The following is a 17,406-nucleotide window of genomic DNA, read 5'->3' as shown; positions in this document are numbered from 1 at the left end:
TCCAAAGAACTTGCAAAGACCTTATTTAAGCCTCAGTTAATACCCAAGCTAATACCTAAGTTAATACCTAAGAGATAACACACCATGAACACTGCAGTAGAAAAACTTTTTCTCGATAACGCCAGTGACCGCCATCTCGACTGGCTGGAATCTGAAGCGATTCACATCATGCGCGAAGTGGCGGCGGAGTGCAGTAATCCGGCGCTGCTTTTTTCTGGTGGCAAAGACTCAGTAGTCATGTTGCGGATCGCCGAGAAAGCCTTCCGTCCAGGCAAATTTCCGTTCCCTTTGGTGCATATCGACACCGGCCATAACTTTGCAGAAGTTATCACTTTCCGCGATAAAAAAGTTGCGGAACTGGGTGAGCGCCTGATCGTTGGTTCGGTCGAAGATTCGATTCAACGTGGCACCGTACGTCTGCGTAATCCACTCACTGACTCACGTAATGCTGCCCAAGCAGTGACTTTGCTCGAAACGATTGCCAAATATAAGTTCGATGCTTGTATCGGTGGTGCGCGCCGCGATGAAGAAAAAGCGCGCGCCAAGGAACGTATCTTTTCGTTCCGTGATGAATTCGGTCAATGGAATCCAAAAGCGCAGCGTCCTGAACTGTGGGATCTGTATAACACCCGCGTGCATCCAGGTGAAAACATGCGCGTGTTCCCTATTTCCAACTGGACCGAACTCGATGTCTGGCAATACATTGCGCGCGAAAAGCTTGAATTGCCGCCGATTTATTTCGCGCATCAACGTCAGGTCATTCCACGCAACGGCCTGTTAGTGCCGTTGACCGATCTGACACCGGCTAAAGAAGGCGAAGTAGTCGAAATGCGCGAAGTGCGATTCCGCACGGTGGGTGACATTTCATGCACCTGCCCGGTTGCCTCCGACGCGACCACGGTTGAGGCCATCATTGCCGAAACCGCGATCACACAAATTACTGAACGTGGCGCTACGCGCATGGACGATCAGACATCGGAAGCATCGATGGAAAAACGCAAAAAAGAAGGATATTTCTAATGAACGCCGCAGTGTCTGAAAAAAATCTAGTGACTACACAACGTCCACAGCAAGAACGCGGTCTGCTGCGCTTTATTACCGCAGGATCTGTCGATGATGGCAAAAGCACGTTAATTGGCCGACTATTGTTCGACAGCAAAGGCATTTTTGCCGATCAGCTGGATGCCATGTCACGCGCCAAACACAAGCGCACAGTTGGCGACACCATTGATCTGTCCTTATTGACGGACGGACTGGAAGCCGAACGGGAACAAGGGATCACAATTGATGTTGCGTACCGCTACTTCGCCACACCAAAACGCAAGTTCATCATTGCCGACACACCTGGACACGAGCAATACACTCGCAACATGGTTACCGGCGCATCGACGGCTGACGCAGTGATCATTCTGGTAGACGTCTCAAAAGTAAAACTTGGCGATGATGGCAGCGTTGAATTGCTGACGCAAACCAAACGCCACTCGACCATTGCGCATCTGCTACAGATCGAACACGTGATTGTCGCCGTGAATAAAATGGATTTGGTCAACTACGATCAAGCCGTGTATGACCGCATCGTTGCTGCGTATATGGACTTTGCCAAACAGCTTGGCTTGAAAGATATCCATGCAATCCCACTGTCGGCACTGGCTGGCGATAACGTGGTGGTGGCTGGCGACAAGATGCCGTGGAACAAAGGGCCGACTTTGATTACCTTGTTGGAGTCGCTGAGCGTCTACGACGAATGTCACGATGAGCCGTTTCGTTTCCCTGTGCAACTGGTGGCACGTCACAACGGCCACGAAGCCAATGACTTCCGCGGTTACATGGGTCGAATCGAAGCTGGTAAAGTCAGCAAGGGCGACAAACTGACCATCCAGCCAAGCGGACAAAGCGCGACGGTTAAAGATATTCTGGTATTTGAAGGATCGCTGGAGTCAGCTGCAGTCGGTCAGTCAGTGACGCTATTACTAGAAGAACATCTGGACATATCACGTGGTGACATGCTGGCCTCCGTTGACCGCGCACCGGCATTGCTGAAAACACTCAGCGCCGATCTGTGCTGGTTGTCAGAGGACGCACTCGACCTGCGCCGTAAATACTGGATTAAGCATACGACCAAGCAAACTGGTGCACGCATCACTAAAATTGATACGCTGCTGGATATCAATACGCAAGAACGTCGTACAGCCGACACACTGAAGCTGAACGATATTGCGCGGGTTTCTTTGACAGTACAGCAACCGATTGCAGCGGACTCATACGATGCAGTAAGAGCGACTGGTGCGTTTATTTTGATTGACGAAGTGACGCATCAAACCGTCGCGGCTGGCATGATTCGTTTCGACTGACGTAGACCACAGACGCAAACTTGATCATGCAATTCACTTCTACCTCCACTACGAATGCCTCCAATGTTGAATCTGCCGCAAGCAGCTTCGGCAAGGTGGTGTTAATCGGTGCCGGACCCGGCGCTGCTGACCTCATCACCGTGCGTGGCGCCCGTGTTCTGGCGCAAGCAGACGTGGTATTGCATGATGCTTTGGTCACGCATGACATGCTGGCGTTATGTCCACAAGCAATCAAAATTCTGGTCGGTAAACGTTGCGGCCAGCTATCAACGGCGCAGCAGTTCATCAACAAGCAATTGGTTGATAACGCTAAAAAATATTCACTGGTTGTACGCTTAAAGGGTGGCGACCCGATGTTATTTGGTCGCGCAGACGAAGAGTTGCGGGCATTGGAAGCGCATGGAATTGAAGTGGAAGTCGTGCCGGGAATTACCGCAGCTTTGGCTGCTGCGGCGTCTGCACAACAGCCATTAACCAAGCGTGGCGTATCTCGTAGCGTTGCCTTTTTTACATCGAGCACGGCACCAGATGAGGCTGATCAAACCACCATTCCGAATTGCGATACGTTAGTGCAATACATGGGTGGCCGTGAAGCCACCGCTACCGCGCAACGTTTGCTGGCGCAGGGACGCCCTCCATCAACACCTGTCGTTGTCGTTGAAAATTGTAGCAGGGATAACGAGCGTATTTTTAGGTTGGAACTGAGCCAGTTAGAAGTTGGATTGACGCAGTGTGAAGGACCTGTTTTGGTAATGATTGGCGAGGCTTTGGCGGAGCGGGTTGGAAAGGTAATCCCGACTGACGATGCGCTCTGCAATCAAAACGTGGCTTAGTTTTTTGAATCCTCTTTGGTGCGGCATCCGGTCAAAATAAAATAAAATCTCACACCAGATGATTCTGTACAAAGTTATTTGGACTTTTACTTAGCACCGTAAAGTAGCTTCCAACAAACTCATCCTAAAAATCTACAAGCTCCCCACACAATAGCGCGCAATCGCATCCAACACTTCTGGCTGCTCACCAACGGCTTCCGCCACCGTGATCATCGTCCCCGGATATTGGGCCTGAGCCTCAACAACCAACAACGGCAAGTCACGCTTTACATGGCCGCCCTGCCCCAAAAACACCGGCACAATACTAATTTCAGTTATGCCATCCGCAGCACATTCTGCCAATACCTCGGGCAAGCGTGGTGTCATCAACTCCAGAAAAGCCAACACGACTCTTACATCCGGTAATTGTTGCTGCGTGATTTTTTGCAGACGTTCAAACGGCTCCACCCAACTTGCCGCGCGCGCGCCGTGCGCGAACAAAATTAATGCTTGTTTTTTCATATATATGTCGCCTCCCGGCCAATATTTGTGTGACTAGTGTTGCGAAAGAATGTTATGAATACTTGCCAATAAGGCAAATATTTAAGTTCAAAAAACAGCCAAATAACTAAAATAATTGATTAAGGCAATCAATTCATAAAGCTAATGTCGCTCAACCCGCGACAAGGCCCCTATCGCCGCCATCAAGAACAATATGCTTGGCACGGCCGCGGTAATCAACGGCGGCCAGGTATTGAGCAAACCCAGATGCGAGAACAGACTGTTCACCAGCTGGAAGCTGAGACCAATCATAATACCGGTAAAAATCTTCAGACTAACGCCACCCGCACGGAAATGCAGATAAGCAAACGGCAACGCGAGCGCCATCATGACAAATATCGATAACGGATAGATGACCTTCTTCCAGAATGCAATTTCATAGCGCTCAGTATGCTGATTGTTTTCAGCCAGATGCTTGATATAGGCATGCAAATCAAAAGCAGACATCCGGTCCGGGTCGGCAAAGAGCACCGCCAGAATTTCGGGAGTGATTTCGGATATCATTTCTTTCGATGCGACTTTCTTCGTCGCAATCGCTGTGTTGATCGTATCGGCCAATGTCCCTGCACCGTTCGCAAAATCGGTCTGCACAACATCACTCAACCGCCATAGGTGCGAACCGGCGTACACGCTATGATCCGCCAGGATAATCGAAGTGAGGTGGAAATTATGGTCAAATTCATAGACTTTAACGCCTCGTAGCTCACCATTTGGCAGGATGTCGTGAATATTAATAAAACGCGATCCGATAATCTCACCGGTGAGTCCGCCTGACTTAATCACGTCCTTACTCCACAACCCCGACTTAAACTCTTGCGAAACCGATGCGCCTTTGGCGCCTAGCTTCAGCTTTTCGGCAAATTCAGCACTTTTCGGCGCAACGAACTCACCAATCAATACCGTTGCGACCACAAACAGAATGCCAATTTTAAATAACATCCACGCGGTCATCTTGGTCGACATGCTGGAAACCCGCATGATCGTGAATTCAGAATGAGCGGCGAATTGCGAAAGTGTATAAATCGTGCCGATCAAAACAGCAATCGGCATTAATTCGTAGGCGTAGCTCGGCAATCCCAGCAAAACAAAACCGAACGCGTGTTGTAACTTATATCCACCGCGACCGACAGATTGCAGTTCACCCATCAAATCGAAAAAGGCAAACAGCGCCAGAAACGCGGCCAGTGCAAACAATACCGAGCGCACAATCTCTGTGGTGAAATAGCGTTGTAAGACTTTCATGACGCCGCCGATTTCTTAAGGATACGAGCGTGCTTGATCGCCGACCAGACAACTAAAGGATGGTAGCGACTATTCACCTTGAGGCGCCACGAGAACAGGAACAAAATCAGCCCTAAAACCACCACATGCACCGGCCATAAGGCCGTCAGGAACGATAATCGCCCTTGTACTACGGTGGCCTGGAAAAAACTTACCATATTGCTGTACGTTACAAATAGTAAGAGTGCGATGATCAGGCTGGCAGAACGGCCGACGCGGGGATTCACAAAACTCAATGGAATCGCTAGTAACATCAAGCACAAAGCCATCATCGGCAACGACATCCGCCAAAGCAATTCACCCATATTAAAATTATTCGGGGTTTTCAGTAGCGCTATGGTCGGCAAAGCGCGTGACGACTTATCACCACTTAATGCCTGCGATTCACTGGCGACCAGCGTCCCGTAGCGCTCAAACTCCATAATACGGAAATCGCTCTGCGTACTGATGCTGTCATACCGACGACCCTGAGACAAAATCAGAAATTTATCGCCCTTTTTATCTTGCTCAATCGTGCCCTCTTTAGCAATGACGATACTGTTCTTGCCCTCAGTCTGGGTGTTAATAAAAACGTTTTTAACTTTATTACTATCTCCGGAAAATCCCTCAACGAAGAAAATACGATTGCCGGTCGATGACTCCTGAAACTTGCCGGGAGAGACTTTCGATAAGTCCTCGCGTTTCTCGAAGCGCTCCCGATACTCTGCGCTTTGCGTGTTAGCCCACGGTGTCGCGACGAAACTGAGAAGAGCCGTCAAGACGACAATCGGCAAGCCAAACAGCAATACCGGCTTAATCCAGCGCGTTAAACTGAGGCCAGATGCAAACCAGACCACCATTTCTGAGTCCTGATAACTGCGGGTAACCACGAGAAGCACAGAAATATAGCCAGTTAAAATCAATATGATCGGCAAATAATTTAGCGCCTGAAAGCCGATCAGAGCAATGACATCTGCGGATGCGATTTGGCCACCAGCCGCTTGTCCAAGAATCTTGATCAACATGACGGTGATGGTTATTGTGAAGAGCGTGGTGAACACGGCGCCTGCCGTACTCAACAATTCGCGTCGAAGAGCGCGCTGAAAAATCATGGGGGGACTATAATTGAGGATCGATAAGGAGTAACTGATGGACTTTAGCATAAAAACACACGACGCAAAAACCTCAATTGCCACACTCAAATCCGGCTGTATCGTAGTCGGGGTCTTCGAAAACAAAAAACTAACACCACAAGCACAAGCACTTGACAAAAGTGGAGAAATTACTGCTGCGCTAAAGTCTGGCGATATTTCCGGCAAACCCGGCTCAACGTTACTTTTACGTAAAATCAATGGCACCGCTACCGAGCGCGTTTTACTCATCGGATTAGGACCTGAAGGCGATATCTCCGACAAAGTTATTTCCATGGCTGCGCTATGCGTTGCACGGGTAGCATCAACTCTCGGTGCGAACGATGCGGTCATTGCGTTGCCTTACACAAGTATTAAAGAGCGTAATCAAGCGTGGGGTATTCGCACCACGGTTCAAGCGCTACGCGACAACGACTATCGTTGTGACGGATTGAAAAGTAAGAAAGAGTCCACCCCAACGGGCGTGAAGAAATTCGCGTTTCTTGCGACCGCTGTCCAACTAACAGCCGCTAAAGAGGCGCTAGCCCAAGCTGTCGCGCTTGCTAACGGCACTGATCTGACCAAAGACCTGGGCAACCTGCCCGGCAACTTTTGCACACCGACCTATCTCGCTAACACTGCCAAGAAATTGGCAAAAGAGTTCAAGCTTGAAGTCGAAGTACTCGACCGTAAACAGCTGGAAGCCCTCAAAATGGGTAGTTTTCTGTCAGTCGCACGCGGGAGTGATCAGCCACCCAAGTTCATTGTGCTGAAACATCTCGGCGGCAAGGTTAAAGATGCACCAGTCGTTTTGGTTGGTAAAGGCGTGACATTTGACTCTGGCGGGATTTCACTCAAAGCTGGTTTGAGCATGGATGAAATGAAATACGACATGTGCGGTGCAGCCACGGTATTGGGCACATTGCGCGCCATTTCTGAGATGAAGCTCAAATTAAACGTGATCGGGGTCATTGCCGCGACCGAAAACATGCCTTCTGGCAGTGCGACCAAACCGGGCGACGTCGTCACGTCAATGTCCGGCCAAACCATCGAAGTACTCAATACCGATGCTGAAGGCCGTCTGGTCTTATGCGATGCGTTGACCTACGTCGAACGTTTCAAACCAGCCGCGGTAGTCGATATTGCCACCTTGACAGGCGCTTGCGTGACTGCACTTGGTCATCATAACTCCGGCTTGTTCACGCGCCACGACGATGCACATGACATATTGGCAAATGAATTGTTAAGCGCAGGTAAAGCGACCGGCGACACGGCGTGGCGTATGCCGATTGAAGACAGTTACCAAGAGCAATTAAAGTCGAACTTTGCCGATATGGCAAATATCGGCGGCTCAGCTGGTGGCAGTATCACGGCGGCTTGCTTTTTGGAGCGCTATACCAAAAAGTACACTTGGGCGCATTTGGATATCGCTGGAACTGCATGGAAAGGTGGCGCTGCTAAGGGCGCAACCGGCCGTCCGGTGCCTCTGCTGACCAACTTCCTGATAAATCGGGCAGCGTTAGCCAAATAAAGTTAATTACCGAAAGGAATTAATTCAGGCAACATTGAAAAATGTTGCCAAGAAAAAATAGGCGCTCAACATCAGGTTGAGCGCCTATTTTCATATTACACTGCCACTAAAGCCTCATCGGGCATTGGTCGTGGATCGTCGGTAATTCAGGCAATCCTTCAAAACATTTCCGCACGAGGCAACTAGCGTATCAGCGTTGACCAGTCACTCAACGTGTTATATCCCGAACTTCTCGCGTCAAGTCTAGCCATTCTTCATCCTGTTGAGCAAAATTGTCATCTTGCTTTACTTTTTAATACCTGTAGGATTATGGTCATTAAGACCACTTTTAAAGGTCTTTTTGTAACCACAATAAGCCGACAATTTTGATCGTGCATCTCATCATGTCCCGAGTTCTTGGGATTGTTTGCTATATACGCAATATATTATTCGCCATAGTTATTAGTGCAATTTAAGCAATTACTTTCATTAACTGCTAAAAAAATCACATTACTGGCATCTACTACTTCAGACAACAAAATCCGTTAAACCACGTACAAGATCAGGCAACAGCGATGATAAAATTCCTTCATTTTAGTTGCTTTTAAAATAACAAAGTACCATAACTACTCTGCACAATCTAGCGCTGTGGCCGCAACAGCAGAGGCAAAAGAGTCCCTTGTAGCATCCAGAATATTCAGAAAGGATCACTGAATTGAAAGCATATTTCAACAACTTGCTAGATAGACTGGAGCAGCATGTCCGTCATTTTACGGATCGCTTCGGCACCAACGCCACCCTATCCAAAACCGCCGACGAACGACCTTTACGTGCGGAATTATTCAGTGCGTTACAAATGGAACAGCATGGCAAACTACTCGCCACTGATCATCAGATCAATCTTCAGATGACTCCCGATCAACTGCTGCCGCGTCTGGCCGACAACGAGCGCGTTTTAATGTACGCCTGCAATCTGCTGATTGAATCCGTTAAGAGCAAACGCCAGATCACGCCAGCAGCAGAATGGCTACTGGATAATTTTTATTTAATCGAAGAACAAATACGCACCGCCAAACGCCATCTCCCCAAAAACTACAGTATGGAATTGCCGCGCCTGTTAAAAGGATCATCGGCAGGATTTCCGCGCGTCTATGATATTGCCTTAGAAACAATTTCTCACGGTGATGCCCGCGTCGATCCTGAAAATTTAAGTCGCTTTGTCGCCGCCTATCAAAAAATCATGCCGCTTAAAATGGGCGAATTGTGGGCGATTCCCATCATGCTTCGATTGGCGCTCATTGATAATCTGCGGCGCGTCGCGGCGCGCCTCGCCATCGGAAGCCAGCACCGTAATCTGGCTGATTCGTGGGCCGACCAAATGACAGAAGTAGTCGAGACCGATCCTAGTAGCCTGATTCTGGTGATCGCCGACATGGCCCGCTCAGATCCCCCGATGGTGGGATCGTTCGTGGCGGAACTAGCGCGCCGCCTGCAAGGTCAGGGACCGGCGCTGGCATTGCCGCTAACGTGGATAGAACAACGTCTTTTGCAATCCGGCGATACCGTCGAACAACTGGTGCTAACCGAAATACAGCAACAAGCCGCCGATCAGGTATCGATTAGTAACAGCATCGGCAGCCTACGCTTTCTGGCTACGATGAACTGGCGTGAATTTTTCGAGACCATGAGTATCGTGGAACAGACCCTGCAAACTGATCCACTAGAAGTGTATGGAAAAATGGATTTCGGCACCCGGGATCAATACCGCCATAGCGTTGAACATATTGCCAAACACTCACATCTGACCGAGTTCGAAGTGGCGCAACAAGCGGTGGCACTGGCTCAGGAAGCGGCCGCCCGCTTGTCCAGTAGCGAAGATAGTCCAGAAAGCTCAAATCGAACAGAGAATAACAATTACGTTGGTAATATCGACCCACGTAAAGCGCACATCGGCTATTACCTGATTGATGAAGGTCTGCTGCAAATCGAAAAAATCGCTGCCGTCCGCCGCCATGGCCTTGATCGCTTTCGTAAATCGGCCAGTCGCATGCCGTTGCGCATGTATCTTGGCGGAATTGCCATCCTCACGACGCTCCTGACCGCCGGTTTGTTGTACCACGTCTATATTTATGCTTACCCGCTTCACGCCAGAAAGTGGGAGCTGCCAATCATCGCCGTACTGGCGCTCATCGCCACCAGCCATCTTGCGTTGGCTTTAGTGAACTGGCTGGCGACCTTACTCGCCAAGCCACAAAGGCTTCCTCGCATGGATTTTTCGGAGGGAATTCCGGGAGAAGCCAGAACCTTAGTCGCCGTGCCCAGCATGTTAATGCATGCTGAGGGTGTCGACGATTTATGTGAAGCATTAGAAGTACGTTTTTTGGCAAATCGTGATCCACATTTGCATTTTTGCCTGCTGACTGATTTCCGTGATGCATCTACTGAAAGCCAGCCAGAAGATACGTTACTGCTGCAAATTGCCGAACAACGCATCAATGAACTCAACGAGAAATATAACCCGCAAACCCACAATACTTTCTTCCTCTTTCATCGTCCAAGGCGTTGGAATCCACAAGAAAATATCTGGATGGGCTACGAACGCAAGCGCGGCAAGCTGGCGCAGTTAAACGCTTATCTGCGCGGCGCTGAACGCTCTTCCTTTATGCGCATTGTCGGCAAGCCCGAAGTACTATCCAACATCAAATACGTCATCACGCTGGATACCGATACACTGTTACCGCGTGATGTTGCATGGCAACTTTCCGGCGCAATGGCGCATCCGCTCAACACGCCGTTTTATGATCCGGCGCTGCATCGGGTTACCGCGGGATATGCTATTTTACAACCGCGTATCGCCAATAGTTTACCTGGCAGCAATACCTCTTATTACGCGCGTTTGTACGGAGGCGAATCCGGCATCGATCCTTATACCCGCGCCGTCTCCGATGTGTACCAGGATTTATTTAAAGAAGGATCGTTCATCGGCAAAGGCATTTACGATGTCGATGCGTTTGAACATGCGCTGACTGACCGCCTTCCCGAGAATCAGATTCTTAGTCATGACTTGCTGGAAGGCTGTTATGCGCGCTCGGGCTTACTGTCGGATATTCAACTATATGAGGAATATCCCAACCGCTATGGCACCGACGTTAGCCGTCGCCATCGATGGATCCGTGGCGATTGGCAAATTGCTGGCTGGTTACGGCCACGCGTGCCAGCGTCGGACAAGTCGACACCACGCCAACCCAACTTTTTATCGACTTTGTCGCACTGGAAAATATTCGATAATCTGCGCCGCAGCCTAATTCCGAGTGCACTATTTCTGTTGCTTATTTTAGGTTGGACGATCTTCAATGCGCCACTTTTCTGGACTGTCACGGTCATCGGGATTATCGTTTTACCGTACATCATTGGTTCGATTCTCGATCTCTTGCGCAAACCCAAAGACGTATTATTACGGCAACACTTAAAAGCTGTCTTTGATAGCGTGGTGAATTACCTGATTCAGGCCTTACTGACACTTGCATTTCTTCCCTATGAAGCGTGCTATAGCATTGATGCCATTCTCCGCACTATTTGGCGCATGCTGATATCGCACCGCCGCATGCTGGAATGGAATCCTTCCAGCGAAATCAGCCGCCACAGCGCCAACGACATCTTCAGTAGTTTCAGGGCTATGTGGATGGCACCGCTGCTGGCCGTGGCGATTGCGGTCATCGTGATCGTGACCTATCCGCGCGCATTATTTACCGCAGCGCCTTTGCTGGTGCTGTGGATCATCGGACCGGCAATCGCGTGGCGCATCAGCCTGCCGCAACAACCTACAAAATCACAACTGACGAGAGAGCAATACCGGTTTTTGCGTAACCTGACGCGCAAAACATGGGCTTTTTTTGAAACCTATGTCGGCCCTGAGGACAACTGGCTTCCGCCCGACAACGTTCAGGAGCAGCCGGTGGCAGTGGTTGCGCACAGAACCTCGCCGACCAATATCGGGATGGCATTACTGGCTAATCTTGCGGCCCATGATTTTGGCTACATTCTGATCGCGCAATTGCTGGAACGCACCGATAACACCGTGCGCACACTTCTCACATTAGAACGCTATCGGGGCCATTTCTATAACTGGTATGACACACAATATCTCAAACCACTTCAACCGATGTATGTCTCCACGGTCGATAGCGGCAATCTGGCTGGCCATCTACTGACATTGCAAGCCGGGCTGAATGCATTGAACGATCAACCGATCATCGGCCATCAATGGCTGCTGGGACTGTGGGATACGCTCTCTATTTTGGGCGAAGCAATCGATGCTGCGGAAGATTCAAAAGACAAAGCAGCGAACGAACGCATTGCGTTTCATCTGGAGTTAGCGAGCGCATGCGCATCGCCACCGATCAGCCTCAATTCATTACAGCGCATGCTTGAACGATTAACTGATGGGGCATTGGCAATCGAGAGTGCACTCCACGCTGGCCAAAGTTCCGAAATCAGTTGGTGGTCACGGACGCTGGTGCATCATTGCCGCGAAGCCAGCGCAACGCTGGCATGGCTAACGCCGTGGATGATGTTGCCGCAACATGCACACAGGATGACTGAGTTGCCGCACCTCAATCACATTCCAACTCTGCGCGATCTGCTATCCCTTGAAACCCGATTACAGGAAGCCGAGCATAAAGTATCTGCTGCACTGACTGAAAACGACGATGTTTTAATGACCTTAACCAACGCATCAGGGATACGTACTGCAGAGAAAAATGCGCAGTTAACGGATATTTATGCCAGCGTAGCGGTCGCTGCACAACGTGCCTCCAAGTACATTAAAACGATTGAACGGCTGACGCTCGAACTGCGGGAAATGGCCCAGATGGAATACGAGTTTCTATACGATCGCGCCAGTCACTTACTCGCAATTGGTTACAACGTCAGTGAACGTCGCCGCGATGCAAGCTATTATGATTTGCTGGCGTCGGAGGCGCGTCTTTGCAGTTTTGTCGCTATTGCGCAGGGTCAGCTTCCACAGGAAAACTGGTTCTCGCTAGGGCGCCAACTCACGACCGCTGGCGGCGCACCGATCCTGCTGTCATGGAGCGGCTCAATGTTCGAATATTTGATGCCACTGTTAGTAATGCCGACGTTTGCCAACACGCTACTCGACCAAACTTATCGCTCTGCCGTTAAACGCCAGATCGACTATGGCGCACAGATTGGCATGCCTTGGGGAATTTCGGAATCCGGTTACAACGCTTTCGACGCCAACCTGAACTACCAATACCGTGCGTTTGGTGTGCCCGGATTAGGCCTTAAACGTGGATTAGCGGACGATCAGGTTATTGCCCCTTACGCATCCGTATTGGCATTGATGGTCGCACCTGAACAGGCTTGCGTGAACCTGCAACGACTGACAGCGGACGGCTTCCAGGGAAAATATGGCATGTACGAAGCCGTCGACTATACACGCTCACGACTTCCCCGCGGTCAGTCGCATGCACTGATTCGGTCGTTCATGGCGCATCACCAAGGGATGAGTTTACTGGCCCTAACCTATCTGTTGCTGGATCAGCCCATGCAGCAGCGCTTTGGTTCAGACCCGTTATTTCAAGCCACCATGTTATTGCTGCACGAGCGCGTACCAAAGGCCAGTGCGTTCTACTCAAACAGTCATGAATTAGCGGAAATTCGCACTGTTGCGGCTAGCACGCAAGAGATGCCGGTTCGTATACTCGGCAGTGCGAATACACTGATTCCAGAAGTCCAGTTGCTATCAAATGGTCGATATCACGTGATGGTCAGTAATGCCGGTGGCGGCGCCAGCCGTTGGCGCGATCTAGCCGTTTCACGCTGGCATGAAGATACTACCTGCGACAATTGGGGAACCTTCTGTTATGTCCGTGACCTGATAAGTGGTACTTATTGGTCTAGCACTTTCCAACCAACCCGCAAACTGGCACAGGATTATGAAGTCATCTTCTCCGAAGGTCGTGCTGAATTCCGTCGTCGCGATTCGGGCGAGGGCTATGATATCGAGATGCATACCGAAATCGTGGTTTCTCCGGAAGACGATATAGAACTCCGGCGCACCCGCATCACCAATCGCTCGCGTAATCGCCGCTCAATCGATATCACCAGCTATTCTGAAGTCGTATTAGCACCAGCCGCCGCCGACAGCGCCCATCCGGCCTTTAGCAATCTGTTCGTCCAGACCGAAATTCTGCCTGATCAGCGTGCCATTCTATGCACCCGGCGGCCCCGTTCCATTGATGAAAAAATGCCATGGATGTTTCATCTAATGGCAGCGCACGGTGCCAAAATCGATATCATTTCCTACGAAACAGATCGTATGCAATTTATCGGTCGCGGCCGTTCCATTAATGCCCCTCAAGCCATGCTCAACCAGGATCCGCTGTCAGGCAGTCAAGGTTCAGTACTCGATCCTGTGGTGGCGATCCGCTATCGGATTACGCTGGCGGCAGAACAAACCGTCACCATCGATATGGTCACCGGTGCCAGTGAAACAAGAGACGTTTGTCTCACGCTGATCGATAAATATCAGGACCGACATCTGGCCGACCGGGTGTTTGATTTGTCATGGACCCACAGCCAAGTCATATTACGCCAGATTAATGCAACAGAAACAGATGCCCAGCTTTATGGCCGATTGGCAAACTCAATTATCTATGCCAATAGCGCGCTGCGCGCTGATGCCAGCATATTGATCAAAAATACGCGTGGTCAGTCAGGACTGTGGAGTTATGCCATTTCCGGGGATTTACCGATCGTCCTGCTACAAATTAAAGATGTCGCCAACATCGAACTGGTAAGACAACTGGTACAAGCCCACTCTTACTGGCGACTGAAAGGGCTAGCGGTCGATCTGGTGATCTGGAATGAAGACCACGCTGGTTATCGACAATTGCTACAAGACCAAATTATGGGCTTGATTGCCGCCGGTATCGAAGGCCATGTGATAGATCGGCCTGGCGGTATTTTTGTCCGGCCCGGCGATCAAATTGCTAATGAAGATCGCATCTTGCTGCATTCAGTGGCGCGTATTGTGCTGACCGATAGCGGCGGTACGCTAGCCGAACAGATCAACCGTCGCAGCGTTATAGAAAGCCGGGTTCCGCGCTTGACTGCGAGCAGAAGTCCAGCTGCACAATCAGTTAGTCGAAGCGACAACACCAATCAATCAGTCAGTCCGCTGATTCAACGTAGCGATCTTATTTTGACCAATCCGTATGGTGGCTTCACGCCGGATGGCCGGGAATATATGATCACCACCGGCGAAAAACAACAAACCCCAGCGCCATGGGTTAACGTGCTGGCGAATGCTGAATTCGGTACCATCGTTTCCGAAAATGGGGTCGCTTATACATGGGGCGAGAACGCCCACGAATTCCGCCTGACGCCGTGGCATAACGATCCCGTCAGCGCATCAAGCGGTGAAGCATTTTTTCTTCGGGATGAGGAGACAACCGAATATTGGTCGCCGACGCCGCTCCTATCAACTAATTCATCCTCGCATGGTGCAGCCAACCAACTTTCTACACCTTACGTGACCCGCCACGGTTTTGGATATAGCGTATTTGAGCACATAGAAAACGGCATCGCATCCGCGCTCTGGGTGTACGTTGCAACAGACGATTCGGTCAAATTTTCGGTCCTCAAATTACGTAACGATTCCGGTCGCACGCGTAAATTATCGGCAACCGGTTACGTTGAATGGGTGTTAGGTGATTTGCGTGAAAAGTCGATGATGCATGTCGTCACCGAAGTAGACCCTAACAGTGGCGCTATTTTTGCACAGAATGCCTACAACACTGAGTTCAACCAGCGTGTCGCCTTCTTCGATGTCGATGATCCTAATCGCACACTCACTGGTGATCGGACTGAGTTCTTAGGACGCAACGGTTCTCTACAACAACCACAGGCGCTGGAACGGACGCATTTATCGGGAAAAGTAGGCGCGGGACTGGATCCGTGTGCTGCCTTACAAGTGCCCTTTACGCTCGCCGATGGCGAGAACCGGCAACTGGTCTTCATGCTTGGATTATCCAAAAACGGCAGCGCCGACGCCAGCGCTCTGGTGCGCAAACTGCGCGGAACAGCGGCGGCCCAAAGCGTTCTGGATGCCGTGCATCGTTATTGGGATCAAACGTTGGGTGCGGTACAAATTGACACACCAGATCCTGCACTCAATGTACTGACTAACGGCTGGCTCATATATCAAACCATCGCCTGCCGACTCTGGGCACGCAGCGGCTACTATCAGTCCGGTGGCGCTTTTGGGTTCCGCGACCAATTACAGGACGTTATGGCATTGGTCCATACGCAGCCACATTTATTACGTGCCCATCTATTACTTTGCGCAGCCCATCAATTTGTCGAAGGCGACGTTTTACACTGGTGGCATCCACCGTCTGATCGCGGCGTACGCACCAAATGCTCCGATGACTTTTTATGGCTGCCGCTCGCAACGTGTCGCTACATCATTGCGACCGGCGATACCAATATTCTGGACGAAGTAGTACCTTTTATCGAAGGCCGTCTGGTCGGCGACAACGAGGATTCGTATTACGATCTTCCTACGCGCTCTTCCAAGTCAGCCAGTTTGTACCAGCATTGCACGCGCGCGATCACCCACGGTTTGCGCTTTGGTAGCCACGGACTGCCTTTGATCGGATCATGCGACTGGAACGATGGAATGGACAAAGTGGGCGAACATGGGCGCGGCGAAAGCGTTTGGCTAGGATGGTTTCTATACGACGTATTAACTGTTTTTTCCGGCATCGCCATGCAACATGGTGACACAGCTTTTTCTGATCTCTGTACATCGGAAGCCCAAAAACTGCAAACCAATATTGAAACCAACGCCTGGGATGGCAACTGGTATCGCCGCGCTTATTTCGATGATGGCACGCCGCTCGGCTCCGTCAGCAATCCCGAATGTCAAATCGATGCCATCTCCCAAAGCTGGGCCGTGATATCCGCCGCGGGCAATCCTGAACGTTCCCAAAAAGCCATGGACGCGGTCGATCAGCGTTTGGTGCGGCGCGATGCCGGCCTCATTCAGTTGCTTGATCCTCCATTCGACAAATCACCACTCAATCCAGGCTACATTCGCGGATATGCTCCTGGCGTACGTGAAAACGGCGGCCAATACACACACGCTGCGATCTGGACCGTCATGGCCTTTGCTACGCTCGGCGACCACCGCCGTGCATGGGAACTGCTCGCCCTGATCAATCCAATTAACCACGGACAGAGTGCAGAAAAAATCGCGATTTATAAAGTCGAACCGTATGTTATTTCCGCCGATGTATATGGCGTGGCACCGCATATCGGGCGCGGTGGATGGAGTTGGTACACAGGTTCGTCAGGCTGGATGTATCGCCTCATCACGGAGTCGCTACTCGGCCTGAAATTAGAAAAGAATCAACTCTCATTCAATCCATGCATGCCCGCAGAATGGTCAACCTTTTCGATGCGTTATCGTTACGGCAGCACGCCTTACCAAATCAGTATTACCCAACACCAAGATGGAGAAGCCGCTGTCAGCATTGACGGCATGCTGCATCAGGGCTCCGCGTTTACGTTAGCCGACGATCAGAAAGAGCATGTGGTCGACATCAGGATTGTCAGAGCTGCTGCGGCTCTCAGCAACAACGATGGCAATACTACGGATGATGTCGCCACCTAGTAACGTAGACATAACGCTACGTTGCGCATCTCAAAGATGGCAAGGAAAAGCTGTCGCTTTAAAATAAGATTAAGCGACA

At 50.5% G+C, this 17,406-nt stretch carries 8 protein-coding genes; 5 read left to right on the top strand and 3 right to left on the bottom strand.

All coding sequences use genetic code 11. From position 1 onward, the window contains the following. Positions 1 to 84 precede the first annotated feature (84 nt). From cysD to cobA, 3 genes are read left to right on the top strand one after another with little or no spacing between them, the layout of a single operon-like run. A complete protein-coding gene (gene cysD / locus ACXX82_RS16280) occupies positions 85 to 1,020 on the top strand; it encodes a sulfate adenylyltransferase subunit CysD (protein ID WP_322236590.1) in 936 nt (311 codons plus the stop codon). Continuing rightward, positions 1,020 to 2,351: a sulfate adenylyltransferase subunit 1 gene (locus tag ACXX82_RS16275; protein WP_458563268.1), complete on the top strand. Its 1,332-nt coding sequence runs from the start codon at positions 1,020 to 1,022 to the stop codon at positions 2,349 to 2,351. Before cysD ends, ACXX82_RS16275 begins: the two co-directional genes overlap by 1 nt. A gap of 26 nt (positions 2,352 to 2,377) precedes the next feature. Further along, positions 2,378 to 3,184 carry a uroporphyrinogen-III C-methyltransferase gene (gene cobA, locus ACXX82_RS16270; protein WP_322236586.1) on the top strand — a complete coding sequence of 269 codons (807 nt, stop codon included), beginning with the start codon at positions 2,378 to 2,380 and terminating at the stop codon, positions 3,182 to 3,184. A gap of 132 nt (positions 3,185 to 3,316) precedes the next feature. Here the strand turns inward: cobA and ACXX82_RS16265 are convergent, their stop codons facing one another. From ACXX82_RS16265 to lptF, 3 genes are all read right to left on the bottom strand, one after another. Next, positions 3,317 to 3,685, bottom strand: coding sequence for a sirohydrochlorin chelatase (locus tag ACXX82_RS16265; protein ID WP_322236584.1), 369 nt, complete (start codon positions 3,683 to 3,685; stop codon positions 3,317 to 3,319). Between the two features lie 141 nt (positions 3,686 to 3,826). Further along, positions 3,827 to 4,966, bottom strand: a complete 1,140-nt coding sequence (gene lptG / locus ACXX82_RS16260) for an LPS export ABC transporter permease LptG (RefSeq protein WP_322236582.1) — start codon at positions 4,964 to 4,966, stop codon at positions 3,827 to 3,829. Next, positions 4,963 to 6,096 (bottom strand): LPS export ABC transporter permease LptF, encoded by a 1,134-nt coding sequence (gene lptF / locus ACXX82_RS16255; RefSeq protein ID WP_458564008.1) that lies wholly within the window; start codon positions 6,094 to 6,096, stop codon positions 4,963 to 4,965. Before lptF ends, lptG begins: the two co-directional genes overlap by 4 nt. A gap of 37 nt (positions 6,097 to 6,133) precedes the next feature. Here lptF and ACXX82_RS16250 point away from each other — a divergent pair, with 37 nt between their 5' ends. Continuing rightward, the gene (locus ACXX82_RS16250) at positions 6,134 to 7,645 is read left to right on the top strand and encodes a leucyl aminopeptidase (protein WP_322236580.1); all 1,512 of its coding nucleotides are present in this window, start codon (positions 6,134 to 6,136) and stop codon (positions 7,643 to 7,645) included. 835 nt (positions 7,646 to 8,480) lie between these two features. Further along, the gene (locus tag ACXX82_RS16245) at positions 8,481 to 17,327 is read left to right on the top strand and encodes a glycoside hydrolase family 94 protein (protein ID WP_458564007.1); all 8,847 of its coding nucleotides are present in this window, start codon (positions 8,481 to 8,483) and stop codon (positions 17,325 to 17,327) included. Positions 17,328 to 17,406 lie beyond the last annotated feature (79 nt).

The organism is Glaciimonas sp. GNP009, assembly GCF_054343755.1.
The sequence above is the reverse complement of the archived record's forward strand: the minus strand, read 5'-3'. Positions and strand labels throughout refer to the sequence as shown.

Coding starts and splice junctions, on each gene's coding strand:
- cysD (WP_322236590.1), top strand. CDS start 85: ATGAACACTGCAGTAGAAAAACTTTTTCTCGATAACGCCAGTGACCGC.
- ACXX82_RS16275 (WP_458563268.1), top strand. CDS start 1,020: ATGAACGCCGCAGTGTCTGAAAAAAATCTAGTGACTACACAACGTCCA.
- cobA (WP_322236586.1), top strand. CDS start 2,378: ATGCAATTCACTTCTACCTCCACTACGAATGCCTCCAATGTTGAATCT.
- ACXX82_RS16245 (WP_458564007.1), top strand. CDS start 8,481: ATGGAACAGCATGGCAAACTACTCGCCACTGATCATCAGATCAATCTT.
- lptG (WP_322236582.1), bottom strand. CDS start 4,966: ATGAAAGTCTTACAACGCTATTTCACCACAGAGATTGTGCGCTCGGTA.
- ACXX82_RS16265 (WP_322236584.1), bottom strand. CDS start 3,685: ATGAAAAAACAAGCATTAATTTTGTTCGCGCACGGCGCGCGCGCGGCA.
- lptF (WP_458564008.1), bottom strand. CDS start 6,096: ATGATTTTTCAGCGCGCTCTTCGACGCGAATTGTTGAGTACGGCAGGC.
- ACXX82_RS16250 (WP_322236580.1), top strand. CDS start 6,134: ATGGACTTTAGCATAAAAACACACGACGCAAAAACCTCAATTGCCACA.